At 34.8% G+C, this 24,615-nt stretch carries 22 protein-coding genes; 13 read left to right on the top strand and 9 right to left on the bottom strand.

All coding sequences use genetic code 11. From position 1 onward, the window contains the following. Complete coding sequence (gene trkA, locus ACTG3Y_RS02865) at positions 1 to 1,350, bottom strand: Trk system potassium transporter TrkA (RefSeq protein ID WP_439151418.1); 1,350 nt, start codon at positions 1,348 to 1,350, stop codon at positions 1 to 3. Positions 1,351 to 1,482: 132 nt separating this feature from the next. On the opposite strand from trkA, the gene ubiE reads away from it, so the two are divergent. Then, positions 1,483 to 2,214 (top strand): bifunctional demethylmenaquinone methyltransferase/2-methoxy-6-polyprenyl-1,4-benzoquinol methylase UbiE, encoded by a 732-nt coding sequence (ubiE, locus tag ACTG3Y_RS02860; protein ID WP_439151417.1) that lies wholly within the window; start codon positions 1,483 to 1,485, stop codon positions 2,212 to 2,214. 1 nt (position 2,215) lies between these two features. Next, the gene (locus tag ACTG3Y_RS02855) at positions 2,216 to 2,932 is read left to right on the top strand and encodes a porin family protein (protein ID WP_439151416.1); all 717 of its coding nucleotides are present in this window, start codon (positions 2,216 to 2,218) and stop codon (positions 2,930 to 2,932) included. On the opposite strand, the gene ACTG3Y_RS02850 is transcribed toward ACTG3Y_RS02855, so the two are convergent. Continuing rightward, complete coding sequence (locus tag ACTG3Y_RS02850; protein WP_439151415.1) at positions 2,919 to 3,653, bottom strand: TrmH family RNA methyltransferase; 735 nt, start codon at positions 3,651 to 3,653, stop codon at positions 2,919 to 2,921. The two genes, ACTG3Y_RS02855 and ACTG3Y_RS02850, sit on opposite strands and share 14 nt — an antisense overlap. 97 nt (positions 3,654 to 3,750) lie before the next feature. Here ACTG3Y_RS02850 and ACTG3Y_RS02845 point away from each other — a divergent pair, with 97 nt between their 5' ends. The 3 genes from ACTG3Y_RS02845 to accD all read left to right on the top strand — a co-directional run bounded on the left by ACTG3Y_RS02845 (position 3,751) and on the right by accD (position 8,579). Continuing rightward, positions 3,751 to 6,324, top strand: a complete 2,574-nt coding sequence (locus ACTG3Y_RS02845) for a BamA/TamA family outer membrane protein (RefSeq protein ID WP_439151414.1) — start codon at positions 3,751 to 3,753, stop codon at positions 6,322 to 6,324. 110 nt (positions 6,325 to 6,434) lie between these two features. Next, entirely contained in the window at positions 6,435 to 7,502 is a 1,068-nt protein-coding gene (fbaA, locus tag ACTG3Y_RS02840; protein WP_439151413.1) for a class II fructose-bisphosphate aldolase, read from the top strand. Between the two features lie 216 nt (positions 7,503 to 7,718). After that, positions 7,719 to 8,579, top strand: coding sequence for an acetyl-CoA carboxylase, carboxyltransferase subunit beta (gene accD / locus ACTG3Y_RS02835; protein ID WP_439151412.1), 861 nt, complete (start codon positions 7,719 to 7,721; stop codon positions 8,577 to 8,579). 50 nt (positions 8,580 to 8,629) lie between these two features. Here accD and ACTG3Y_RS02830 read toward each other — a convergent pair whose 3' ends face one another. Next, positions 8,630 to 9,475 carry a hypothetical protein gene (locus ACTG3Y_RS02830; RefSeq protein ID WP_439151411.1) on the bottom strand — a complete coding sequence of 282 codons (846 nt, stop codon included), beginning with the start codon at positions 9,473 to 9,475 and terminating at the stop codon, positions 8,630 to 8,632. A gap of 235 nt (positions 9,476 to 9,710) precedes the next feature. Here ACTG3Y_RS02830 and rpsO point away from each other — a divergent pair, with 235 nt between their 5' ends. Both rpsO and ACTG3Y_RS02820 read left to right on the top strand, forming a co-directional pair. After that, positions 9,711 to 9,980 (top strand): 30S ribosomal protein S15, encoded by a 270-nt coding sequence (gene rpsO / locus ACTG3Y_RS02825; protein WP_439151410.1) that lies wholly within the window; start codon positions 9,711 to 9,713, stop codon positions 9,978 to 9,980. Between the two features lie 219 nt (positions 9,981 to 10,199). Further along, complete coding sequence (locus ACTG3Y_RS02820; RefSeq protein WP_439151409.1) at positions 10,200 to 12,458, top strand: polyribonucleotide nucleotidyltransferase; 2,259 nt, start codon at positions 10,200 to 10,202, stop codon at positions 12,456 to 12,458. A 76-nt stretch (positions 12,459 to 12,534) separates the two neighbouring features. On the opposite strand, the gene ACTG3Y_RS02815 is transcribed toward ACTG3Y_RS02820, so the two are convergent. Then, positions 12,535 to 13,071 (bottom strand): hypothetical protein, encoded by a 537-nt coding sequence (locus ACTG3Y_RS02815; RefSeq protein ID WP_439151408.1) that lies wholly within the window; start codon positions 13,069 to 13,071, stop codon positions 12,535 to 12,537. Between the two features lie 591 nt (positions 13,072 to 13,662). Between ACTG3Y_RS02815 and proC the strand changes: the two genes are divergently transcribed. The 6 genes from proC (at position 13,663) to rpe (ending at position 18,960) form a co-directional block, all read left to right on the top strand. After that, positions 13,663 to 14,469 carry a pyrroline-5-carboxylate reductase gene (gene proC, locus ACTG3Y_RS02810; RefSeq protein WP_439151407.1) on the top strand — a complete coding sequence of 269 codons (807 nt, stop codon included), beginning with the start codon at positions 13,663 to 13,665 and terminating at the stop codon, positions 14,467 to 14,469. 5 nt (positions 14,470 to 14,474) lie between these two features. Beyond that, entirely contained in the window at positions 14,475 to 15,257 is a 783-nt protein-coding gene (proB, locus tag ACTG3Y_RS02805; RefSeq protein WP_439151406.1) for a glutamate 5-kinase, read from the top strand. Between the two features lie 18 nt (positions 15,258 to 15,275). Next, positions 15,276 to 16,475: a glutamate-5-semialdehyde dehydrogenase gene (locus tag ACTG3Y_RS02800; RefSeq protein WP_439151405.1), complete on the top strand. Its 1,200-nt coding sequence runs from the start codon at positions 15,276 to 15,278 to the stop codon at positions 16,473 to 16,475. A gap of 82 nt (positions 16,476 to 16,557) precedes the next feature. After that, a complete protein-coding gene (locus ACTG3Y_RS02795; protein ID WP_439151404.1) occupies positions 16,558 to 16,932 on the top strand; it encodes a hypothetical protein in 375 nt (124 codons plus the stop codon). Positions 16,933 to 17,027: 95 nt separating this feature from the next. Next, the gene (locus ACTG3Y_RS02790) at positions 17,028 to 17,891 is read left to right on the top strand and encodes a sigma-70 family RNA polymerase sigma factor (protein WP_094967995.1); all 864 of its coding nucleotides are present in this window, start codon (positions 17,028 to 17,030) and stop codon (positions 17,889 to 17,891) included. A 406-nt stretch (positions 17,892 to 18,297) separates the two neighbouring features. Continuing rightward, the gene (gene rpe / locus ACTG3Y_RS02785; RefSeq protein ID WP_439151403.1) at positions 18,298 to 18,960 is read left to right on the top strand and encodes a ribulose-phosphate 3-epimerase; all 663 of its coding nucleotides are present in this window, start codon (positions 18,298 to 18,300) and stop codon (positions 18,958 to 18,960) included. A gap of 23 nt (positions 18,961 to 18,983) precedes the next feature. Here rpe and ACTG3Y_RS02780 read toward each other — a convergent pair whose 3' ends face one another. The 5 genes from ACTG3Y_RS02780 to ACTG3Y_RS02760 form a co-directional block, all read right to left on the bottom strand. Beyond that, entirely contained in the window at positions 18,984 to 19,406 is a 423-nt protein-coding gene (locus tag ACTG3Y_RS02780) for a CBS domain-containing protein (RefSeq protein ID WP_439151402.1), read from the bottom strand. Positions 19,407 to 19,497: 91 nt separating this feature from the next. Further along, positions 19,498 to 21,858: a GumC family protein gene (locus ACTG3Y_RS02775; RefSeq protein ID WP_439151401.1), complete on the bottom strand. Its 2,361-nt coding sequence runs from the start codon at positions 21,856 to 21,858 to the stop codon at positions 19,498 to 19,500. A 1-nt stretch (position 21,859) separates the two neighbouring features. After that, positions 21,860 to 22,669, bottom strand: coding sequence for a polysaccharide biosynthesis/export family protein (locus ACTG3Y_RS02770; protein WP_439151400.1), 810 nt, complete (start codon positions 22,667 to 22,669; stop codon positions 21,860 to 21,862). Positions 22,670 to 22,691: 22 nt separating this feature from the next. Next, the gene (locus tag ACTG3Y_RS02765; RefSeq protein WP_439151399.1) at positions 22,692 to 23,771 is read right to left on the bottom strand and encodes a glycosyltransferase family 4 protein; all 1,080 of its coding nucleotides are present in this window, start codon (positions 23,769 to 23,771) and stop codon (positions 22,692 to 22,694) included. 51 nt (positions 23,772 to 23,822) lie between these two features. Further along, positions 23,823 to 24,596, bottom strand: coding sequence for a glycosyltransferase family 2 protein (locus tag ACTG3Y_RS02760; protein WP_439151398.1), 774 nt, complete (start codon positions 24,594 to 24,596; stop codon positions 23,823 to 23,825). Positions 24,597 to 24,615: the final 19 nt, after the last annotated feature.

Below are 24,615 nucleotides of genomic sequence, written 5' to 3'. Positions count from 1 at the left end.
CTAAGAGAAAAAAGCTTCTACTTCAGAAATAGAGCGTGGCAGACAACATACAACGACACGGTCTCCAGATTCAATTTTAAAGCTACCTAAAGGTATTAATCCTTTACCATCTCTTATGATTCCTCCAAAAATAGCTGATCTTGGAAAATTCAATTCTTTAATCACTTTATTGGTGATTTTTGAATTTGGCTTAACTACAAATTCAAGTAATTCTGCATTCATATTAGTCAGTTTGGTCATAGCTACAACCTCACCCTTCCTAATGTATCTAAATATATTATTTGCAGCAAGTAATTTTTTATTAATAAGTGTATCGATACCAATAGACTGTGATAATTGGTAATAATCCATATTCTCAACTAATGCTATGGTCTTTTTCACTCCTTTAGACTTTGCCAAGAGACAAGACATAATATTAGTTTCAGAGTTTCCAGTTACAGATATAAAAGCATCCATTTCAGAAATATTCTCTTCTTGTAAAATTTCTACATTTCTACCATCTCCACAAATGACTAGTGCATTTGGTAAAAGTTCAGCTAAATCTTCCGCAACCGCTTTTCTATTTTCTACAAGTTTAACATTGAATTTACTGGCACATAAATCTCTAGAGGTTTTAAACCCTATTTTACTACCACCAAGTATCATTACATTTTTAATCTCTGTTTTAACTTTCCCTGAGAGTTCAAACAACTCGGCATCACCACCTTTAGAGGTCATAAATACAACCTTATCACCTTCCCTAAAAATGGTATCACCTCGTGGTATGATGGTATATTGTGTTCCATAACGCTGAATAGCAATAGGGATAAAATGCAACTCAGAATATAATTCAGCTGCTTCTTTTACAGTTTTATCTACAAACGTCGCTGTTCTAGACAAACGCAAGCCTAGCATGGTTAAAGCACCATCTTCAAATTCATAGGTGTCATTAAACCCATATTGTTTCAATAATAACTCTATTTCAGCTGCAGCTAAAGACTCTGGAGAAATTAGTTCATCTATTCCAAACTGAGAAAACCCAATGGTCTCTTTCTCATCAATAAATTCTGTATTAGATATTCTTGCAATTGTACGCTGTGCACCTAACTGTTTAGCTAATACACTGGCTGTAATATTTGTAGTTTCTGAAGATGTGACAGCAATGAAGAGCGCTGCAGTATCAATTCGTGCCTCTCTGAGTATGGATATCGATGTAGCATCGCCTTTGATGGTTCTAATATCTAAATGCTCACCGGCATAAGATAAACTATCTTTTTTAGTATCTATGAGTGTTATCTCTTGCGACTCGTAGGATAATAATTTTGCTAAATGAAATCCTACCTCTCCTGCACCCGCGATAATTATCTTCATTTTAAAATGTGTTCAAAATAAGGAGGCAAATATACACATAAATATAGCTTAAATTTATTTTGAAATCGATATAATTGTACCAATTGACTATTATGAACCCTTATAATGCCTTATATTTGCCAAAAATTTTTAATGGCTGAAAAAGTAAAACCATATAAAGATAGTGGAGCTTCTAAAAAGGCTCAGGTCACCCAAATGTTTGATACCATTTCTGAGGAGTATGACGGACTGAACCGTGTTATTTCTTTCGGAATTGATATAAAATGGCGTAACAAAGTGGTTGATATGGTTAAGAAATCTAATCCTGAAAATATTTTAGATATAGCTACCGGAACAGGTGATCTAGCAATTAGTCTCACAAAAACCAGCGCCAAAGAAATTATAGGATTAGATATTAGCGATGGTATGTTAGAAGTTGGGCGAAAGAAAATTTCGGCTAAAAAGTTAGATGGTGTTATTTCTATGGTCATCGGTGATTCTGAAGATTTACCTTTTGAGAACGATACGTTCGATGCCATTACTGTTGCATTTGGTGTGCGTAATTTTGAGAATCTGGAAAAAGGATTAGCAGAAATACTGCGCGTTTTAAAACCAGGAGGTCTTTTTGTTATTTTAGAAACTTCCGTACCGACAAATCCTGTTTATAAATTTGGATATAACACCTATTCTAAGTTTATTTTGCCAACAATTGGTAAGATATTTTCAAAGGACCGAGTAGCTTATAAATATCTTAGTGACTCAGCCTCTGTTTTTCCATATGGAGACGCTTTAAACAATATTTTAAGAAAAATTGGGTTTATAAATGTCGTAGACCAACCACAAACCATGGGCGTAGCTACAATTTATTCAGCATCTAAATCATAACATGAAGCACTTAGTAATCATTTTAACTCTTCTATTTTCAGTAAACACTTTGACCGCACAGCTATTTACCAAAGAAAAAGTAGCTAATAGCGTGGACAATATTGATCAAAAATTCTTGTCTTGGGGCTATTTTATTGGTTTCAACCAATACGATTTTAAATTTGATTACGAAGAAGATTTAAAAGATATCTTAGTAGACAATACATTCGGATTTCATTTAGGTTTAATTGGTGATATGCGTATTAATGATTATCTAAATTTACGCTTAGAGCCAGGTGTATTTTTCACCACCAGAAACTTACAATACGATGAAAGTTACTTTGCAGGTATGGAATTTAATGATGCTGATCTGCTTAGAGAAGTAAAGTCTACTTACGTACATGTCCCTTTATTATTAAAAGCATCTACAAAACGTATTAACAACTTTAAGCCTTTTATTGTTGGTGGTGTTTCAATGGCGCTCAATTTATCGAGTAATGAAGATAATCCTGACGATAATGCCTCAGGTCAATTCAGGATGACAAAAAACACCTACTTCTACGAAATAGGTTTTGGTATTGACTTTTATTTACTGTATTTTAAATTTACCCCTTCCATAAGAGGAGTTTTTGCCATGAATGATGAGATTGTAAGAGATGAAGACCCTAATAGTCCATGGACAGGCAACGTAGCAAAAATGCAAACCAGAGGCATTTTTATAAACTTTACATTTCAATAGTATGACGCCTAAATTCACTAAGAACTATCGCTGTTGCATTAGCAACATTTAAACTTTCAGTAGATTGAATTTTCCCAAATCGAGGAATTGAAATTTTTTGATTTATAAAGGATTCAATAACATCAGAAATTCCATTAGCTTCATTTCCTAAAACTACAATACCATGTTCTGGTAATGACTGCTTATAGATATTTTCACCTTCCATAAAAGTACCAAACACTTCCGTATTACTAGTTTTCAAAAACTGTTCTAAATCTGTATAATTAACATTAACACGCGTTAATGAGCCCATTGTTGCCTGTACCACTTTTGGATTGTAACACTCTACTGTAGTAGTACTACAAATTAAATCAGATACACCGTACCAATCACAAAGTCTAATGATTGTTCCCAAGTTTCCTGGATCTCTAACGTCGTCTAAAGCAATAATTAACCCTTCCTGTTTAGGCTTAGACGATTCTGGACTATTAAAAATAGCTAATGCTACATTTGGATTTTTTAAGGATGAAATTTTTCGAAGTTCTTTTTCTGTAATTTCAAAAGTCCTTTCTTTTGGTGCATCAAAAATTGCTTTTGTTGTATATAAGCTATGCAACTTAAAACTAGAATTAATAAATTCACTTATACCTTTAATTCCTTCGACAACAAACAATTTATGTTGCTGTCTATATTTTTTTTGCGCTAAACTATTAATTAACTTTATCTGATGCTTTGTAACCATTAAAATGTCTTTACATTTGTTAGTGTTATTACAAAGTAAACCTTTTTTGGACTAATTTTTGTAACTAATAATCAATATCAAAAAAACGCCACAACCATTGAGTTTACAATCAGGCATTTCAATACCAACATTATCCTTCAAATCACTTTGTAAGTCATTGGTATTTCTAAGCGTTTTTATAACTCTAAGCTCTTGTAATGTCGTAAAGCGCGTAAAAACCGGAGAACACCTCATAACCAAGAATACCATTTTAGTTGATGATAAAGTCAATCAAAATGAGCGTATTAATAATATCATCCTACAACGAACTAATCTTGGAATGGATGGTTTTCTAAGTTTTCCATTGAAATTACATGTGTACAATTTAGCCAGACCAAATATAGATTCTATAATTGAGGCTAATATCCTTAGCGATAGTACAAAAGTAAAACGTAGAACAGCGCTATTATCTGAAAAACAATTTGATAGATCTATTGAATCTAAGCGCAATTTTAACGCGTGGTTAAAAAGAACCGGAGAGGCACCTACTATTTTAGATGAAGAAAAAACAATTAAAACTGTAACCAATTTAAGAAAATATTATTACAGCAAGGGTTGGTTTAATAATGAAGTCAACTATGAAATCGTAAGAGATAGCAATAAGCGCGCTCAGGTAACCTATAAAATTACTAAAAAAGAACCCTATATATTAGACGCAATACAACCAATAATTAGTACACCTGCTATTGAAGCCTTATATCCTAAATTCAAAAAAGCGACCTTATTAAAAAAAGGTGAACAATACGACGAACAAAATTTCGAAAATGAACGCGAGCGCATAAATTCCTATTTGCGTAATGCAGGATTCTATTATTTCGGACAAGACTATATACGGTTTGTAACAGATACTATTGATACCAATCATAAAATCAATACTGAATTGATTATATCAGATCGTGTCATAAGAGGAGATGACTCCACATCGACTGAGCCTTTTAAGGTTTATAAAATAAAAGAAGTAAATATTTTTACAGATGACAATTTTGATAATCGCTTTAAAGCTATATCTGATACAACACGGTTTAAAAACTATAATCTTTACAGTAAGAACAAGTTAAAGTTTAGACCTAAGGCATTAACAGATGCTGTATTTATAAATGAAGGAGATACATACAGTGATTTGGCCCGAAGTAGGACATCACGTTACCTAAATGATTTACAAATGTTTAGATATCCAAGTATAGACTATGTTCCGAATGAAGTTGATACCACCTTGACAGCAAATATATATTTGGCACCTCGAAAAAAATACCAGTTGAGTTTTGATTTAGATGTTTCTCAAAGTAATATTCAAACCATAGGGTTTTCTGTAACTCCAGGTTTAAAAATAAGGAATGTTTTTAGAGGTGCAGAAACCCTAGAAATTAGTGGTATAGCAGCTATTGGAGCTTCAAAGGATGGAGCACAATCTGAAAACACCTTTTTTGATATTAATGAGTTTGGTGGCAATATTAGGCTCGTAATTCCACGTTTATTTACACCATTTAATACAGATAGCATCATTCCGAAATACATGGCTCCAAGTACAGCTATAAATCTGTCGGCAACTAGTCAGCAAAATATAGGATTAGATAAGCAAACCTTATCGAGCCTATTAAGCTACAATTGGTATCCATCTAGCACGGTTACAAATACATTAGAACTATTTAATATACAGTATGTAAAAAACCTTAACACAGATAACTATTTTGGTGTATATACTAATTCCTACAGAAGACTTAACAGTATTGCCCAAAGTATTGGCTATATAACTACTAATGACAATTTAAGCATACCTAATCAAGCCAACCAATTTATTAACGACGTTCTAAACGGAAATACAAGTTTAAGCTCTAACGATGACGATTTTTTAACAGTTAATAATATTGAAGAACGCAAAGAACGTTTAACAGAGAACAACCTAATTTTTTCTACGAGTTTTGATTATAAAAAAGACAAACGGGCCAATTTATTTGACAATGATTTTTCAATTTTTAAATGGAGAATAGAATTAGCAGGTAATCTATTATCTAATTTGGCTGAAGTTTTTGGTACACCAAAAAATAATGATGGTAATTATGAGGTGTTTGGTGTCACCTTTTCGCAGTATTTCAAATCTGAAATTGACTATATTAAATACTTTGATTTAGGACGAAAAAATGTTCTGGCTTTTAGAAGTTATGCTGGTATTGCCATTCCTTACGGAAATTCCAACAGTGTACCATTTGCTGAAAGTTTCTTTGGCGGAGGACCAAATGACAACAGAGCATGGACAGCCTATAATTTAGGACCAGGAAGCTCTAATACTACTAACGAATTTAATGAAGCTAATTTTAAAATTCATCTGAGTGCCGAGCAGCGCTTTAGCCTTTTTGGAAATTTAAGAGGTGCGTTTTTTGTTGATGCAGGTAATATCTGGAATGTATTGGATAATGTAGAGGAAGATGCTGCAACCTTTAATAGTTTAAATTCTCTAAAAGACATTGCTGTTGGTTCAGGTTTTGGCTTACGCTACGATTTTGATTTTTTCGTATTGCGTTTCGATGTTGGTTTTAAAACCTATGACCCATCACAACGTATTGGCAACAGATGGTTTAGAAATTACAACTTCCGAAATGCCGTTTACAATATTGGTATTAACTATCCTTTCTAATTTTATTAGCACTTAAAAACTACATCGTTTTCGGTATTTATTGCGGATAGTCGCTAAAAAATTACTCAAATTTTACGTATTTTTACAGTCTAATTTTCAACTATATAAAGATGAGTCACAATATCAAACCTGGCGTTGCAACAGGACGAGAAGTTCAGGAAATTTTCAAATTAGCCAAAGAAAAAGGATTTGCTTTACCAGCTGTAAATGTTATTGGTTCTAACACTATAAATGGTGTTTTAGAAACTGCTAAAGCTTTAAATGCACCAGTAATTATTCAGTTCTCAAATGGCGGAGCACAATTTAATGCTGGTAAAGGACTAAGTAATGAGGGCCAGAAAGCTGCCATAGCTGGTTCTATTGCCGGAGCAAAACATATTCATTTAATGGCTGAAGCCTATGGAGTACCTGTTATACTACATACCGACCATTGTGCTAAAAAACTATTACCTTGGATTGATGGTTTACTAGATGCCAGTGAGCAACATTTTAAAGAAACCGGAAAGCCACTTTACAGCTCGCATATGATAGATCTTTCTGAAGAGCCAATTGAAGAAAACATAGAAATTTGTAAGACATACTTAGAGCGTATGAGCAAAATGGGTATGACTTTAGAGATTGAATTAGGTATTACAGGTGGTGAAGAAGATGGAGTAGATAATAGTGATGTCGATGAATCTAAATTATATACACAACCAGAAGAAGTGGCTTATGCTTATGAAGAATTAAGTAAAGTGAGTGATCAGTTTACGGTTGCTGCAGCTTTTGGAAATGTTCATGGTGTTTACAAACCAGGTAATGTAAAACTGACTCCTAAAATTCTAAAGAATTCACAGGAGTATGTTTCAAAAAAATACAATGTAGAGCATAATCATATTGATTTTGTATTCCATGGAGGATCTGGTTCTACTTTAGAAGAAATCAGAGAAGCGATTGGCTATGGCGTTATAAAAATGAATATTGACACCGATATGCAATGGGCATTTTTAAGTGGTGTTAGAGATTACGTACAAGACCATAAGGACTACTTACAAACTCAGATAGGAAATCCTGATGGTGCTGATTTACCTAACAAAAAATATTATGACCCGAGAGTTTGGCTACGTAAAGGGGAACAAGCCTTTGTAGAACGACTTAAAAAAGCGTTTGAAGATCTAAACAATGTAGATACGCTATAACAGCTAATCTATTAAATTATAAATCAACCCATTAAAGCAGAAATCTGTTTTAATGGGTTTTATTTTTTTGAGATACTTCAAATCACAAAAAGTTGATTTTTGAGTTAAGATAGAATGTAGTAATTTTATATGTTTTACATTTGCATAACAGCTAACTAAAACAACGATTAAAAAGATTTAATGTTTTAATCGAGAATCCAAAATATTGTAACTTATATGACAGCTTGGTTCAAAAGAAAAGACAAAGGAATTCAAACTTCAACTGAAGAAAAGAAAGATACGCCCAAAGGTCTTTGGTATAAATCACCTACCGGAAAAATTATAGATACTAAAGAATTAGAACAAAATTACTATGTCAGTCCGGAAGATGGCTACCATGTAAGAATAGGTAGCAAAGAGTATTTTGAAATCTTATTTGACGATAATAAATTTAAAGAATTAGATGCTAATCTATCTTCAAAAGATCCCTTAAAGTTTATTGATACTAAAAAATATCCTGAGCGTTTAAAAGCAGCACAAGCCAAAACAAATTTAAAGGATGCGGTTAGAACAGCAGTAGGCAAATCTAAAGGCGAAGATCTAGTTATTGCCTGTATGGATTTCACCTTTATCGGTGGTTCTATGGGAAGTGTAGTCGGTGAAAAAATAGCGCGTGCAGCAGACTATGCCTTAAAAAAGAAAACACCGTTTATGATTATCAGTAAATCTGGTGGTGCGCGAATGATGGAGGCTGCTTTATCACTTATGCAGTTGGCCAAAACGTCGGCTAAATTAGCACAGCTTGCAGATGCTGGCATACCTTATATATCGTTATGTACAGATCCTACAACTGGTGGAACAACAGCTTCGTTTGCTATGTTGGGAGATATTAATATTGCAGAACCAGGTGCCTTAATTGGTTTTGCAGGACCAAGAGTCGTAAGAGATACCACAGGACAGGAATTACCAGAAGGGTTTCAAACGTCAGAATTTTTATTAGAACACGGCTTTTTAGATTTTATAACCCATCGTAAAGACTTAAAAAATAAGGTTAATTTATATATTGATTTAATAAAAAATCAACCCTTAAGAGAATAAAAAAAAGCGAGCCTGACGGCTCGCTTTTTTATTAAAACCTGTTTAATCATTTAGTTTAATACAATATCTATTTCTTGTCCGTTATTAAACGTAAAGGTTGCCATATTATCACATTCCCCATCACCAAAATCAAAGATGCCACCAAAATTTGTACGCTGCACATCGAAAGACCCGCTTACAACATGAGCACAGATGACTTCTCTTCGTAAAGGCACTATTACTTCATATGTATGTGTGTTACCATTCACAAAAGTAGCGGTCCAGTTTCCTGTTATTTCAAATACGTTATCACTAAATACTCCGCTGCCAAAGCCTTCAACCCATTCTCTTATGCGAGTCCCTTCTCTAGAGGCCTGCACACCATTTGGCCAAATAACCGTTATACTCAAGTCATGTGTGAATTGTGGATTACCGTTATCATTAGAAAGCTCTTTTAAAATAGATCTGCTACCAATAACATTTTTGGCATCAAAATAGAAATCTACTAAATTGTAATTTATATTAATTTGCTGTGCTTCAGGATCTCTTGTATAATCAAATACAATTTGTCCTTTAAGTATATGCCCTTGTACAAAACAACCTTCAGTTCCAAAATCTAGTGTCACTTGTCTATAGCCCTGTTGAGCAACAATTGTAATTGTAACACATTCTGGTATTGCATTGGCATAAGCACTTCTATCATCTATGCTAGTTTCTTGTTCTTCATAAGCATCTATAATTAGATCTCCTAACACATTATCTATTTGATCTATTTCGGCAGATCGCTGCACCTCTAAAGTCTCCTCTAATTGATTCTCTGACTCTGAGGACTCGTCATTATCGCTACAAGATGTAAACGCTAAACCTAAAACCATTACACCTAATACTCCTCGTTTAATTACATTCAAATTTTTCATGATTATTTTTTAATGTTATTATGGTATTAAGACCTCTATTTATAAAAAAGGTTTAATGCTTCCAGAATATTTTTTTAGATTTATTCTTAAACACTATGCTAGAATCCATTAAAAAAGTACTATTAGTGAACAAACAAAGCTTTCAAAAAAAACAAAACATCACAAAAAAATACTATATTTGCCGCTTGAAAGAAAATCTTTCATATACATAACAATCATTTACAATAATATTAGAATGTATTTATCAAAAGACAAAAAAGAAGAAATCTTCGCAAAGTACGGTAACGGAAAAAACGATACGGGTTCTGCAGAAGGTCAGATTGCTTTATTTACAGCAAGAATTAATCATTTAACAGAACACTTAAAAAACAATCGTAAAGATTATAATACAGAGCGTTCACTAGTGAAGTTAGTAGGTAAGCGTCGCTCGTTACTAGACTACTTAACTAAGAAAGATATTTTAAGATATCGTGCAATTGTTAAAGAATTAGGATTAAGAAAATAATCTCAATGTAAAGACCACGCCTAACCGCGTGGTTTTTTGATATAGAATAACTCATTCGGAAGAGTTTAACATTCGAATTGAAATAGCAGATGAGATCCCAAAACGAGTTTGGGACTTCGGTTTTTCATTGGTCACACAACAACTACTACACAACAACACAACGACCATTGTTTAACAAGACTTTGATATATTAAATATCGAAGCGTGAATTAAAATTTTATGATTCCAAAGACTTACAAAGAGGTCATTGACCTAGGTGATGGTAGAGAAATCTCTATCGAAACCGGAAAATTAGCAAAACAGGCCCATGGTTCTGTTGTAGTTCAATCAGGAAAATGTATGTTATTATGTACAGTTGTTTCCAATTACGAACAAAAAGATTTAAACTTCCTTCCTTTAACGGTAGATTACAGAGAAAAATTTGCTGCTGCAGGTCGTTATCCTGGTGGTTTCTTTAAAAGAGAAGCAAGACCAAGTGACGGAGAAGTATTAACTATGCGTTTAGTGGATCGTGTATTACGTCCATTATTCCCAAAAGATTACCATTCTGAAACTCAAGTGATGATTCAATTAATGTCTCACGATGATGATGTAATGCCAGATGCAATGGCAGGTTTAGCGGCTTCTGCAGCTATTCAGTTATCCGATTTTCCTTTTGAATGTGCCATTTCTGAGGCTAGAGTTGGTCGTGTTAATGGAGAATTTGTCATTAACCCAACATTTGCACAATTAGAAGAGTCTGACATCGATATGATGATTGGTGCTTCTGCTGATTCTGTAATGATGGTTGAAGGTGAAATGGATGAGATTTCTGAAGAGGAAATGGCTGAAGCAATTAAGTTTGCTCACGAACATATCAAAGTACAATGTGCGGCTCAAGTAAGACTAGCAGAAGCATTTGGTAAAAAAGACATTCGTGAGTATGAGCCAGAAAGAGAAGACAAAGATTTAGAGAAGAAAGTACACGACATGGCCTACGATAAAGTTTATGCCATTGCAAAAGCTGGATCATCTAAACATGAGCGAAGTGCTGCTTTTCAACAAATCAAAGAAGATATTAAAGCAACCTTTTCTGAAGAAGAATTAGAAGATTACGGCGGATTAGTATCTGATTACTATCGTAAAGCAGAAAAAGCTGCCATTAGAGATTTAACTTTAAATGAAGGTTTACGTTTAGATGGTCGTAAAACTACAGAAATTAGACCAATATGGTGTGAAGTAGATTACTTACCATCAACACATGGCTCAGCTGTATTTACACGAGGAGAAACTCAAGCATTAGCAACTGTGACTTTAGGGACATCGAGAGATGCTAACCAAATAGACATGCCATCTCAAGAAGGTGAAGAGCGTTTCTATTTACATTATAACTTCCCACCATTTTGTACAGGTGAAGCAAGACCAATTCGTGGAACATCTCGTAGAGAAGTTGGTCACGGTAACTTAGCACAACGTGCATTAAAAGGAATGGTGCCAGACGAATGTCCATACACAGTAAGAGTTGTATCTGAAGTATTAGAATCTAACGGATCGTCTTCAATGGCAACAGTTTGTGCTGGTACAATGGCTATGATGGATGCTGGTGTTCAAATGACAAAACCAGTATCTGGTATTGCTATGGGATTAATTTCTGATGCAGATTCTGGAAAGTATGCTGTACTATCTGATATTTTAGGTGATGAAGATCATCTAGGTGATATGGATTTTAAAGTAACTGGTACTGCAGACGGTATTACAGCATGCCAAATGGATATTAAAGTAAAAGGCTTATCCTACGAGATTTTAGTAAATGCTTTACAACAAGCTCGTGAGGGTCGTTTACATATCTTAGAAAAATTAACAGATACAATTGCTCAACCAAATGCCGAAGTTAAGGAGCATGCACCAACAATGGTGACAAGACGTATTCCTAACGAATTTATTGGAGCATTAATTGGTCCTGGTGGAAAAGTCATTCAAGAATTACAAAAAGAAACAGACACCACTATAGTAATCAATGAAGATCCTGTGACAGAAGAAGGTATCGTTGAAGTTCTTGGTGTTGGTAAAACTGGTATTGACGCTGTAATGGCAAAAATCGATTCCTTATTATTTAAGCCAGAAGTTGGTAGCGTTTATGAGGTAAAAGTCATAAAGATGTTAGATTTTGGAGCTGTTGTAGAATACACAGAAGCACCAGGAAACGAGGTTTTATTGCACGTAAGTGAACTCGCCTGGGAACGTACAGAAAATGTATCTGATGTGGTGAACATGGGAGATGTATTTGATGTCAAGTACTTCGGAATTGATTCCAGAACACGAAAAGAGAAAGTATCTCGTAAAGCTATTTTACCAAAACCAGAAGGCTGGGAAGATAGACCAAAGCGTGATAATAATCGTGGACGTGATAACAGAGGAAGAGACAATCGTGGTCGCGACAATCGTGGACGTGATAATCGCAATAGAGATAATCGCAAAGAAGATAAGAAAGAGGATTAATTCTTTTTTGAATCTCAATATATTAAAAGCCCATCTAAAATTAGATGGGCTTTTTAATTTTCATTAAATGATACTACTATAAGGCATCTGCTGTAACAGCTAATTCGATTGTAATTTCTATAGTAAACGTCATCTCTGGATCACAAGTGGCTGTACCACCCAAACCAAAATAAACATCCTGTCCACTTTTTAGTTGACTAGCAATTGCATTTAAATAACTCACATCAGTTACTTCAAATACAGTTCCGGCATTGACTTCTTCGCTAACCACCATATCATGGTTAACAAGAACTTGACCATCCGCTCCAATACTCTCAATCCACAAGAAGGAACCTACAATAGTTCCCTGATTATCACCGTTAAAATCAACAAGTCGATAGGTAAAACTAGTGATGTCAACATCCTCCAGAAGATCCACATATTCCTCTGTGTCAGAATTTAATATGTTGACGTCATAAATTTGACCTTGGATATTCCCATCTGGAACAGTTACTAACACAGATTCATTAATTGTCGTGTTAAAATCTACCTCTGTAAGTTCATCAACTTCATCACAAGATGAATAACCTATTAAGAATACTGTAATTAAAAAAAGTCTGAATATATTTTTCATATTTATAATGTTTTTAGTGACTATTAATAGTTCTATTAAATTTACAAAAGAAGCCTCTAAATTACAATTTTACAATACTGATACATATCAGTTTATATAGATTCATACTGTTTTTTGCATTGATACTTCCTTTATCATAATTAGACGCTACATTTATGAGTATTATACTAGTATCATACTGTTCAGTTACCTTTTACGCTTCGTTGCAATCCAATAGCATCTATTTGGGTCTGTAGCTGCAGTATACGTTACACTTTTGATTTATTACAGATAACACCTTACGGTATTGTAACGGCAAATAAGTGCGATTGGTTAACGCGTGGGTTACTACATATAAACCTACAGTATTTAAAAATCCATCACATATGATGGATTTCGTTATAATTTCACATTTTGTCACCGACAGACTGACAGTTTAAGTAGTTCTGAAAAATATTAAATTTCGATTTTATTAAAGATACACCACAAAAGTCTATAAAAGCTCAATAAATGAATGAAAAGGTTAGTAATTTCAAAATTCTTCAAATTCATTTTTCTATTTGGCACTCTCGTACAGTCCTTGTGGTAATTAGAGTATATAATTGAAATAGTATGAAAGTATTAGTTATTGGAGCAGGTAATATGGGTTTAACGTATGCCGAAGGTATGGCAAGTTCCCCTTTATTGAACAAGCATAAGCTTAGAATATATGATACCGATCCAAAAAAAATAGAAGATTTAAATAAAGATGAACGCTTTGATGTCTACACTAATTTAGATGATTGCTTACCAAAAGCACATATCGTTTTTATAGCGGTAAAACCCTATCACAGTGAAGCCTTATTTGAAGACATGAAACCCATGCTCAATAAGGAACAAATTTTTGTATCCTTAATGGCAGGAGTGACCATAGAAACCATCCAACACGGATTAGATCAGAACAAGGTTATAAGAACCATGCCTAATCTTCCAGCACAGGTTGGAAAAGGAGTCACATCTTACACAGAAGGCAAAGCAATTTCTAAAGTTGAATTGCTTATGGTCAGAAATTTATTGGAGACTACAGGAACATCAATTCATGTCGATACCGAAAAATTTATTGATGCTTCAACAGGTATTTCTGGTAGTGGACCGGCTTATGTATTTTATTTTATGCAGTCTATGTTAGAAGCCGCATTAAAAATGGGTTTTTCGGATTACGATTCTAAAGTACTGGTAAGCAGTACGTTTGAAGGTGCCATAGAGCTCTTCAACCAAAATAATATATCACCAAAATCCTGGATAGATAAGGTTGCATCAAAAGGAGGCACTACTCAAGCCGCCATTGATTCGATGGAAGATAATAATGTAAAACAGCTGATACAAGAAGCCGCTTATGCCGCTTTTGATCGTGCTGTAGAATTGGGTAAAGACAAATAAATAGTATGACTAATAACGAGATAAAACGTGTGGTCGTCAAAGTAGGCACCAACGTACTAACAAACAAAGACAATCGCATATTAGGACCCGTTTTGCGCGAACTGGTGCGACAGATTGCTGTACTCTATGAAGAAGATATTATGGTTATTCTAGTCTCATCAGGTTCAGCAATGGCTGGTATGGAGATTTTAGGAGACACCGATATAAAAGATAAATCGATACGACGACAAGTCTATTCTTCAGTAGGACAACCGAGAATGATGCGCCATTACTATAGTATATTCCATGATTACGGCATGCGTTGTGCTCAAGTTTTGGCCACTAAACGTGATTTTGATGCTGGAAAGCATCGCGAAAATATGATTAATTGCTACGAAGGTCTTCTTTCTGAAGGAGTCATTCCTATCGCAAATGAAGATGATGCTGTATCGCTAACCATGTCCATGTTTTCAGACAATGACGAGCTAGCAAGTCTGGTCGCGGAGTTGGTAAATGCAGATCGCTTAATCATTCTTTCTGACACAGATGGTCTTTATACCGGACATCCAGATGATGATGATTCCAAAATTCTCAATGTTGTGAAAACGAATGAGAATGTTGAAAAATATGTGCAAGCCTCCAACAAAAAAGAAGGAGAAGGCCGTGGTGGTATGGCTTCAAAACTAAAAATCGCCAAAGGGACCGCTAACAAAGATATCCCAACCTACATTGCCAATGGTAAACGCGAAAATGTTATTGTGGATATTGTCAAAAACAAACAGATTGGCACCAAATTTATAAGTGCCTAAACCCTAAAAGAAATTAAAATGAAACTTTTAAATACAGAACAAAAGAATAAGGTTCTTAATTCCATGATTACTATTCTGGACAGAGAACGCCAACACATTATTGACGCTAACATAAAGGATTTGGAGGCCTTTACAAAAGACGACCAGGCTTTGTATGATCGATTAATCGTTAACGACAGAAAGGTTGACGACATGATTGAAGCCGTAAAATCTGTGATGCGTCAGGAAGACCCTGTCGGGAAAGAAATATCTAATAGAACCTTAAAGAACAACTTAAACATTGTAAATACCACAGCACCTTTTGGTACGATATTAATTATTTACGAATCACGACCAGATGTTACCATCGAAGCTGCTGTACTCGCCTTTAAAGCCAATAATAAAATATTATTAAAAGGTGGAAAGGAAGCCTTACAAAGTAACCTCATCTTAGAAAAATGCTGGCATGAAGCTTTAGAGGAAAACGGTTTATCAAAAGACTGGATCAAACTATTGCACCTCAAACGTGAGGACACCCGTGAGTTTCTTAAACATCCATCGGAGCCACTAGATTTAATTGTGCCTCGTGGTGGCGAAGCCCTGATTAAATTTGTTAAAGAAAATGCCTCTTGTGCCGTCCTAGTAAGTGGTCGAGGGAATAATTTTCTTTATGTCTCAGAGCATGCTGATTGGAGTAAAGCCGTCAATGTTATCATTAACGCAAAAACAGATAAAATTTCAGGTTGTAATGCTCTCGATAAAGTATTAATCAATGAAAATCTTCCAGAATATGAACTAAGATTAAAGATGCTCCAAGAAAAATTAGAACAACATAAGGTTGAAATTCTTGTAGATTCTAAAATTTCAGGCATCTTATCTCACAAAGAAATTGTTGCGACTGATCGTATTTGGCACGAAGAATTTTTGGCTTTAAAGCTGCTTATCGGTGGAGTGCAATCCTTAGATGAAGCCATAGACATCATAAACACCTATTCTGGTAAACACTCGGCAGCGATAATTACCGAAGACAAAGACGAGGCTAAAACTTTTATGCAAAATGTAGATAGTGCCGCAGTCTATCACAACGCTTCAACACGATTTACAGATGGTGGACAAATGGGTGTTGGTGCCGAATTGGCCATTAGTACAGACAAGCTACACCACAGAGGTCCATTAGGCCTTAATCAGCTAGTAACCAACAAATACTATGTTTATGGAGATGGTCAAATACGGGTATAATTCGTCGCAATTGACACTAAATCAAAACGTTAAAGAATACTAATTATTTGGTTGTTTTAAAGAAATCATTATATTGAAGGTTATGATAACACAGGATAAAGACAAATACGAAGACGAATTAACGAATTCTATCTCCTATCTCGAAAATTTGGGGTATTCAAATATTAAAGCTGATATTGATGGGTATGAAACACCAAAATCTTATTTAAAAAAAGGAAGTGAGATTGCTGTAACCCCAGATATTGTTGCCGAGAAAGAAGGCCGAAAACATATTTTTGATTTAAGTCTAAAATCTCAAAAACCAAGACTTCTAAAATCTAAATGGCTATTTCTTAATACCTTAAGCACTATTAAATCTTACAGATTTAGATTAATCACCACACGTGGTCATTACAAGTTTACTAACGAAACTATAGATGATATTAATCTGGACTCTATAAAACTATTAAAGATCTAAAAGTTTTTTTATTATTGTGTAACATTTTATTGCATTATTACGTATACTAATAGCAACATAGTGTTGTAGTAAAATTGCACAAATCTTAGAATTACATGAGACAACTTAAAATTACCAAGCAGGTTACCAACAGGGAAACGGCATCGTTGGATAAGTACTTACAAGAAATTGGTAAGGTAGATCTTATTACCGCAGACGAAGAAGTAGAATTAGCGCAGCGTATAAAAGCAGGTGACCAAATTGCTTTGGAAAAGTTGACCAAAGCCAATCTACGTTTTGTGGTATCTGTAGCAAAGCAATATCAAAATCAGGGTTTAACATTACCAGATTTAATTAACGAAGGTAATTTAGGTTTAATCAAAGCAGCACAACGTTTTGACGAAACTCGTGGTTTTAAGTTTATTTCATATGCGGTTTGGTGGATTAGACAGTCTATTTTACAAGCACTAGCTGAACAATCTCGTATTGTGCGTTTACCGCTCAATAAAATTGGATCTATCAATAAAATTAATAAGACGTTTGCCTTTTTAGAACAAAGTCATGAGCGTCCTCCTTCTGCTGAAGAAATTGCAAAAGAGTTAGACATGACTATTAACGATGTTAAAGAGTCTATGAAAAACTCTGGGCGTCATGTAAGCATGGATGCACCATTAGTAGAAGGTGAAGATTCTAATTTATACGACGTCTTACGCAGTGGTGAGTCCCCAAACCCGGATAAAGATTTATTGCATGAGTCGTTGCGCACAGAAATAGAGCGTGCTTTAGAAACCTTAACGCCCCGCGAGGCTGATGTGATTCGTTTATATTTCGGGTTAGGAAATCAACATCCTATGACCTTAGAGGAAATTGGAGAAACTTTCGATTTAACTCGTGAGCGTGTGCGACAAATAAAGGAAAAAGCAATTCGAAGATTAAAACATACCTCGCGAAGTAAAATATTAAAGACCTATTTAGGTTAACTTCTGAAAAAAATACTTTAGCAATAAGTATTCATTATAATTATAAAAGTATTCAAAGTTAAAATGAAATAAATATTTGATTACGCTTGGTTTATTGTAAATTTAAGCCATAACGTAATAAAGATAACGACAGTTATAAAACATAACTGTTCGTTTTTTGATTGATGAAAGGACCCACGGCTGATTACCGTGGGTTCGCTTTTATAAACCCTTTACTACCTCATAACTATTCAGTTGCGTTTCATTTCTTCTAAACGCAACTCAATTTTAATTTAATACACCCACAAAATTTAGAGTATATGAGCAACCGCTTTGTTAGTCCTTAAAATCTTTTCTATCAGTTTTTACGAACCTTTGAATGAAAAAATTCATGTATTTTTGCAAAAACTTTAAAGTACTTCTAATAATGGCTTCAAAATTAATTGCCCCTTCAATGCTTGCTGCAGATTTCGGCAATCTTCAACGCGATACAGAACTGGTAAACAATAGTGACGCTGATTGGTTTCATATTGATGTTATGGATGGTCATTTTGTTCCTAATATTTCATACGGCATGCCAGTCATAGCTGCTATAAAGAAACATGCAACGAAGCCCTTAGATGTCCATTTAATGATAGAACAACCAGAGCGCTACATCGAAGAATTCGCGAACGTTGGTGCAGATATTATCACCGTGCATTACGAATCTACAGTACACCTGCATAGAACCCTGAGACAAATTAAAGATGCTGGCTGTAAAGCTGGTGTCGTATTAAATATCACAACACCAGTTAGTGTTTTAGAAGATATTTTACCAGAATGTTATATGATTTTATTAATGTCCATTAATCCTGGTTTTGGTGGGCAAAAATTTGAAGAGGTCACCTATAAACGTATTAAAAAACTGCGTCAAATGATAGACGAACAAGGTTTAGATACGCGTATAGAAATAGATGGTGGTGTTACCGATAAAAATATTGAACAACTAGTAGCGGCTGGCGCTGATACTTTTGTCGCTGGTAGCCATGTATTTAAAAGTGATGATCCCACAGCAACCATCAAACGTCTTAAACATCTATCTAACTCATAAAAAAGCGCCTAAAGGCGCTATTTTTATTTCAATTGCTTCAACAAATAATTGATTAAATCGGTTGTCGTAATGATACCTACCAAACGGCCATCATCTACAACTGGTAAGGCATGGAATTCGCGTTTTGCCAATACTTCAGCGACTTCTTTTATGTTTGCTGTTGACGGTACCGTAATCACATTTTTAGCCATAACCTGTTCTATCGTAAACATATTATAGACTAAGGTATCTATATCGACTTCATCGTCATCAACAGCATCAGCAAAACTTATGCGCAATAAATCCGTGTAACTCAGCATACCGATAATAACATCTTCTTTAACCACAGGAATATGCCTTATATTATGACGCTTAAAAAGTAGTTCTGCTGTCTCTAAATCATCATCTCTGTTCAGCGCAATGATATCTTTGCTCATTATTGTGGAAATGGGTTCTATATGTCTCATGACTTCTTGTTTTATTTACTCACTAATAAAAGTAGCTTATAGAACACACAAAAAGTATGATAAAAGTCATAAGTTACTAAAAAAGTATACCCTAAGTCTTACCTCCATAACCATAGTTATAGCCATAATTATAACCGTATTTATAGCCATACTTGTAACCATAAGACCTTACCGCTTTAACCCCATTAAAGATGTAAGCTAAATTTGTAATCTTACCAGTAGCATTCAAATCTTTTGAGTAACTAAGTAGCTCTTTATCCGTAAACCCATAACGCGCTACAAATAAAGTTAGGTCAACTAAAGGCGCTATTAACATACTATCGGTAACTAATAAGGTTGGTGCAGAATCAATAATAATAAAATCGTATTCTGATTTTGCCTCCTTAAGAAGGACTTCTAACCTTCCATTATTAAGGAGTTGCGGTGCATTTGGGGGTATAGGACCGGATGTAATTACATCTAAATCGTCATAAGTCTCCAAAGGTATTGACATTATAAGCGACTTCCAATTGATTTCAGAATTGTATAAATAACTCGATAGGCCAGGATTATCTTTTGATACTCCAAAGGATTTATGAATTTGTGGATTTCTTAAATCCGCACCAAGAAGCAAGACCCGTTTACCTAAGCTACGCAATGCCAATGCTAAATTAATACTTGTAAAGGTTTTACCTTCTCCTTTTATTGTGGATGTAGAGAGTACAACATGCCCTTCTGTCTTAGGTGTAGTAGGTAAAACAAAACTAAGATTAGAGCTTAATATTCTATACGCTTCAGAAAATGGAGAATTGTCATTTTTTTCTACTAATAGATTGCCTTTTGTATTTTTTACAAAAGGAATTTCTCCCAATAGCGGAAGGCCATCCAAAACAGATTTCATAACTTCCGAAGACCTCAGCTTAGTATCGAGCAGTAGACTTAGATAAATAATGCCTATAGGAACAGCCAAACCTATAAGCAGTGCCATTGCATACAAATTTTTAGGCACAGGCGAAATAGGATCCCACCAAGAGCTCGCATACTCTACAACTTGCATCGTAGGCTCTGTAATAGCCTTATTAATTGCAGCTTCCTCTCGTTTTTGTAGTAAAAATAAATATAAGGTCTCTTTAATTTGTTGCTGACGCTCTACATTACGCATATACAACTCCATGCTAGGAATGCCTCGTAAATCGGCATTATAACGCTCGTTTTTTGCTTCTAACTCAGTCTTTTTGGTTTGTAGTTGTACCTTCAGTAACTCTAATGAAACCTTTAAATTTTGTTTTAAGCCTTCTAATTCTTTGAGTAATTGTTTATATTTTGGATTGTTGGTATTGGCATCAACCTTTAGACGGTCTAATTGAAATACCAACTCGTTATATGCTTTTATCTCCGAGTTGATGCTCAATTCTTCTTCCATGATAAAATTAGGTAGAATCTCTAAGCGGTCTAAGGGATATGTGATGGTCTGCTCTATAAACTTTAATACCAAAAATTGAGCTTCTATCGCCACTAACGCTTCTTCAGATAGATTAAATTTTGTGAGATCTGAAGCTGCTTTAGTTTCTACACTCAACATATTATTGGCAACCTTATAATCTTTAATACCTGTTTCTATAGAATCGAGCTCTTTTCCTAAAACACTAAAGCGCTCTTGTATAAAATTTATAGTACGCTCTGATATGGATTGCCTCAGACGTATGCCATCTAACTCAAATACCTCCATCAGGCCATTTAGAATACGCTCAGATTTGGCTTTTATCTCACCCTCCATGCTTAACTCAAGGAGCTCACTGCCTTTACCTACCGTGGTAACATTAAATTGTTGCCTCAAGCGATCAGCGACAGTTTTAACTGGGGCTATGTGAATTTCATAGACGGTTCCCTCAATCGATTTTATAGTTTCTAGACTTGTTGGCGCTACTTCAAACGGCAAATCATGAGCTTCAGCAACGGTTGTGTATTGCGGAAATATCATGGGGTCAACAGCATTATTTTCAAAAATATATAAGCCGGTATCTCGTACTTCTAACTTATATTTACTACTGCTATTTATCGAAGATATGGGTACCTTTAAATGGTAATCAAAAGGAATCTGGTCAATCTCAGTTAAAAGTACATTTCCATATTGATGAAACGAAGTGACTAAATTTAATTTTACGACTAACTCTTGCCATAAGCGAGATGATTTTATAATTTCAATATTATTTTCTAGGTTAATATTGGGTCTGCTAAAGATAAAACCAGCTTGTGGTAATTCCAGACCTTTATTGCTACTAAGTATTTTAATTTTAGCAACGCTTTTATATTGATTTTTAGTGTAACGTAACTGAATAAAAACCAAAGCAACAGCAATACATAGACTCAGCAGTATAAAAGGCCAAAGTCGCATATATTTGGCAATTTCCTTTTTAATTTTATGTCCTTTATTTTCAACCTGAGTGGCGCCGTTTTGAGATGCTTTTACCATATTACTTTGTGATTAACAATGCTGTCGTTACTAAAAGTGTAGCAAAACCAATAAGTGCAGAAGGTCCTGTAATAAATCCTGCAGAACGCACACGTACGTCATTTGGTTTTACGTAGATCACATCATTGGGTTTAATAAAATAGTACGGACTATCAAGAAGATTAGACGCTGTTAAATCCACGTGGCCTATTTGCCGTATACCATCAACTTCCCTAATTACAATAATATCGCTGCGCTTTCCTTGAATGTTTAAATCACCTGCCCTGCCAATAGCTTGTAAAATAGTAAGGTTATTTTCGTTAAAATAATGCGTCCCTGTTCCCATTTCCCCCAGTGTGGTAAATTTAGCGTTTAATAAAGTTACCATTACCGTTGGAGACGTGAGATGTTTATCCTCTATTAAACGTTTTTCAAGCGCTATTTCTAAATCCTTTAATGTTTTATTGGCCACGGATACCTCGCCTAGTACAGGCAGTTTTATCGTTAGCGCTTTTGAGACCAAATAGCCCTGCATTTGAAAATTCCCCTGCATACCACCACCATTCATCCTATTACCTCCCTGAATTGATTTATTGTAAGGCTCTGATGCTTCTGTATCTACAGCAGATGCGACCTGAACACTTAAAATATCATTGGGCTGTATGGTGTTGTCTGGAAAAATCACTTGAGAATCGTTATAGGCATCAATATCTTGCAAGTATATAATTTGTTTTTTTGTTGAGCAGGAGAACAACCCCATAAACAAAACTACTATTGCGGCATAGCACATTGCCTTTTTCGTTGTAACTGTAAAATAGTTTGGGTCTGTCATTATTGAAATTCGATTAAACAAGTTATTTTTTTCTTAGTAGCTTTAATAGCCAATAGGCACCCATATACAGACTAGAACCCGTTATAGCCAAAAGCCATAATTTATTCGTCCAATCCTTAAAATTCATTAGAAAACTTGATGCTATCAGAATAGCATTAATATTTACCAGTACACTTGAAACTTTAAGATGTGATAGTTTTAAATCTACAAACCAATGATGGATATGATTCCTATCGGCTTTAAAAGGACTTGTTTTGTACTTAAACGTGCGCAATGCAAAAACGCGGAGCGTATCCAGTAGGGGAAAAAAAAGTATCGCTATAGCTATAACTGGGGCTGAATCATGGAAGTTACTGCTGGTATTATGTGCTGTGATATTTAGAAATCTTAGGGTTAATATTGCTAAACAAAAGCCTACAATCATAGTACCTGTATCCCCCATAAATATTTTTTTGAATCGCGACAAATTAAGTCTCAAAAATGCAATTAACGCTCCTGCCGCTGCAATGCCTATGAGCGCAATATCTATGTCGTGTTCTAAATAGAGTAAGGTACTAAAAGAAAGTGTTGCTAACACCCCAAAGCTGCCTGCCAAACCATCAATGCCATCAATCATATTATAGGCATTGATAATTAACACATAGACAAATAAAGAAAACAGGAATGAATGTAAATAGGTAAGAGTTGTCATACCAAACACACCAAATAGACTGGTAATACGGATATCCGTGAAAGCTATAAACACAATACCGGTAACGACTTGCATTGTAAATTTTTTACGCGATGCTAACACCAATAAGTCGTCTTTAAGGCCTAAGAACAGCAATACACTTAGGGATGTTATAGCCATAAGCATAAATTTTGTATTGAGAAGTGCTCCCATTAGCAGTATAACGACCAGCAAGCTTAAGTAAATAGCGATACCTCCCAAAGTAGGTACCTTACCCTTATGACTACTGCGTTGATCTGGCTCATCCATAAGGTGCTTTGCCTTAGCCACTGTGATTATCGTTTCATACGATAAATAAGAAACAAGAAATGCCAGGATAAACGCAAAAAGCATCATTTCAATATGCAAATTACTAACGTCTATGGGCCACATAGGTATTGTTTTTAAATTAATTTATAAACTTTCAGTTGTCATACAAAGGTATTATTTTTTAACTAACAATAACAGTCTTCTAAACTGTTTTAGTTTCCTCAAATTTTTAAATAATAAGGTATACAGGGGTTTTGGAAAATTGTTTTGTGTTATAATTTTATAATCCTCTTTTGTTTTTAGCGCTATACTTTTTAAATTCTTATTGCTAATGCCACCTATTCTCATTTTAGTAATGACGACAGGTAGATATTCAAATACAAGGTCTTTATCTTTAAATAGTCGCAATATATGGTCGTAATCTGCAGCTATATGGTACGCTGTATTATAAACACCATGGCTGATGTAAACCGATGTCTTTAAAAACAAAGTAGGGTGCGGTGGCATCCAGCCTCTATGTAAGAATTTAGAGTTATAATTACAACTCTTCCAATAGCGAATAACTTTTGAGGTATCTGTCTTGGTCACGTATTCTAAATCCCCATAAACGCCATCAAAATCTGTTCTTTTCAATACGTCTACAACAGTTGTAATTATCTGCGCATTTGCAAAAAGATCATCAGAATGTAGCACTCCTATAACATCTCCTTTCGCAAGCGCTATACCCTTATTTAAAGCATCGTATATACCCTCATCTGGTGCGCTAAATACCTTTATCCGAGCGTCTTTAGTTGCTGCTTTTTCAACAGTATCTAAGGTACTATCTGTAGACGCCCCATCTATGATTAGGTATTCGATATACGTATAGTCTTGCCCTAAGACAGAAGCCATGCAATCTTCAATGGTACTAGCACTATTGTAAGTCGCTGTTATAATACTTACTAACATCCTGAGAATTTAGAAGTAA

The organism is Winogradskyella sp., assembly GCF_965656915.1.
GTDB lineage: Bacteria > Bacteroidota > Bacteroidia > Flavobacteriales > Flavobacteriaceae > Winogradskyella.
The sequence above is the reverse complement of the archived record's forward strand: the minus strand, read 5'-3'. Positions and strand labels throughout refer to the sequence as shown.

Bases quoted from the DNA above. Each gene is read 5' to 3' on its own strand.
- ACTG3Y_RS02850 (WP_439151415.1), bottom strand. From the start codon at position 3,653: ATGGTTACAAAGCATCAGATAAAGTTAATTAATAGTTTAGCGCAAAAA.
- ACTG3Y_RS02760 (WP_439151398.1), bottom strand. From the start codon at position 24,596: ATGTTAGTAAGTATTATAACAGCGACTTACAATAGTGCTAGTACCATT.
- ACTG3Y_RS02855 (WP_439151416.1), top strand. From the start codon at position 2,216: ATGAAGCACTTAGTAATCATTTTAACTCTTCTATTTTCAGTAAACACT.
- ACTG3Y_RS02770 (WP_439151400.1), bottom strand. From the start codon at position 22,669: ATGACAGACCCAAACTATTTTACAGTTACAACGAAAAAGGCAATGTGC.
- ACTG3Y_RS02800 (WP_439151405.1), top strand. From the start codon at position 15,276: ATGAAACTTTTAAATACAGAACAAAAGAATAAGGTTCTTAATTCCATG.
- ubiE (WP_439151417.1), top strand. From the start codon at position 1,483: ATGGCTGAAAAAGTAAAACCATATAAAGATAGTGGAGCTTCTAAAAAG.
- trkA (WP_439151418.1), bottom strand. From the start codon at position 1,350: ATGAAGATAATTATCGCGGGTGCAGGAGAGGTAGGATTTCATTTAGCA.
- ACTG3Y_RS02790 (WP_094967995.1), top strand. From the start codon at position 17,028: ATGAGACAACTTAAAATTACCAAGCAGGTTACCAACAGGGAAACGGCA.
- ACTG3Y_RS02795 (WP_439151404.1), top strand. From the start codon at position 16,558: ATGATAACACAGGATAAAGACAAATACGAAGACGAATTAACGAATTCT.
- ACTG3Y_RS02765 (WP_439151399.1), bottom strand. From the start codon at position 23,771: ATGTGGCCCATAGACGTTAGTAATTTGCATATTGAAATGATGCTTTTT.
- ACTG3Y_RS02780 (WP_439151402.1), bottom strand. From the start codon at position 19,406: ATGAGACATATAGAACCCATTTCCACAATAATGAGCAAAGATATCATT.
- fbaA (WP_439151413.1), top strand. From the start codon at position 6,435: ATGAGTCACAATATCAAACCTGGCGTTGCAACAGGACGAGAAGTTCAG.
- proC (WP_439151407.1), top strand. From the start codon at position 13,663: ATGAAAGTATTAGTTATTGGAGCAGGTAATATGGGTTTAACGTATGCC.
- ACTG3Y_RS02820 (WP_439151409.1), top strand. From the start codon at position 10,200: ATGATTCCAAAGACTTACAAAGAGGTCATTGACCTAGGTGATGGTAGA.
- rpe (WP_439151403.1), top strand. From the start codon at position 18,298: ATGGCTTCAAAATTAATTGCCCCTTCAATGCTTGCTGCAGATTTCGGC.
- rpsO (WP_439151410.1), top strand. From the start codon at position 9,711: ATGTATTTATCAAAAGACAAAAAAGAAGAAATCTTCGCAAAGTACGGT.
- proB (WP_439151406.1), top strand. From the start codon at position 14,475: ATGACTAATAACGAGATAAAACGTGTGGTCGTCAAAGTAGGCACCAAC.
- accD (WP_439151412.1), top strand. From the start codon at position 7,719: ATGACAGCTTGGTTCAAAAGAAAAGACAAAGGAATTCAAACTTCAACT.
- ACTG3Y_RS02775 (WP_439151401.1), bottom strand. From the start codon at position 21,858: ATGGTAAAAGCATCTCAAAACGGCGCCACTCAGGTTGAAAATAAAGGA.
- ACTG3Y_RS02815 (WP_439151408.1), bottom strand. From the start codon at position 13,071: ATGAAAAATATATTCAGACTTTTTTTAATTACAGTATTCTTAATAGGT.
- ACTG3Y_RS02830 (WP_439151411.1), bottom strand. From the start codon at position 9,475: ATGAAAAATTTGAATGTAATTAAACGAGGAGTATTAGGTGTAATGGTT.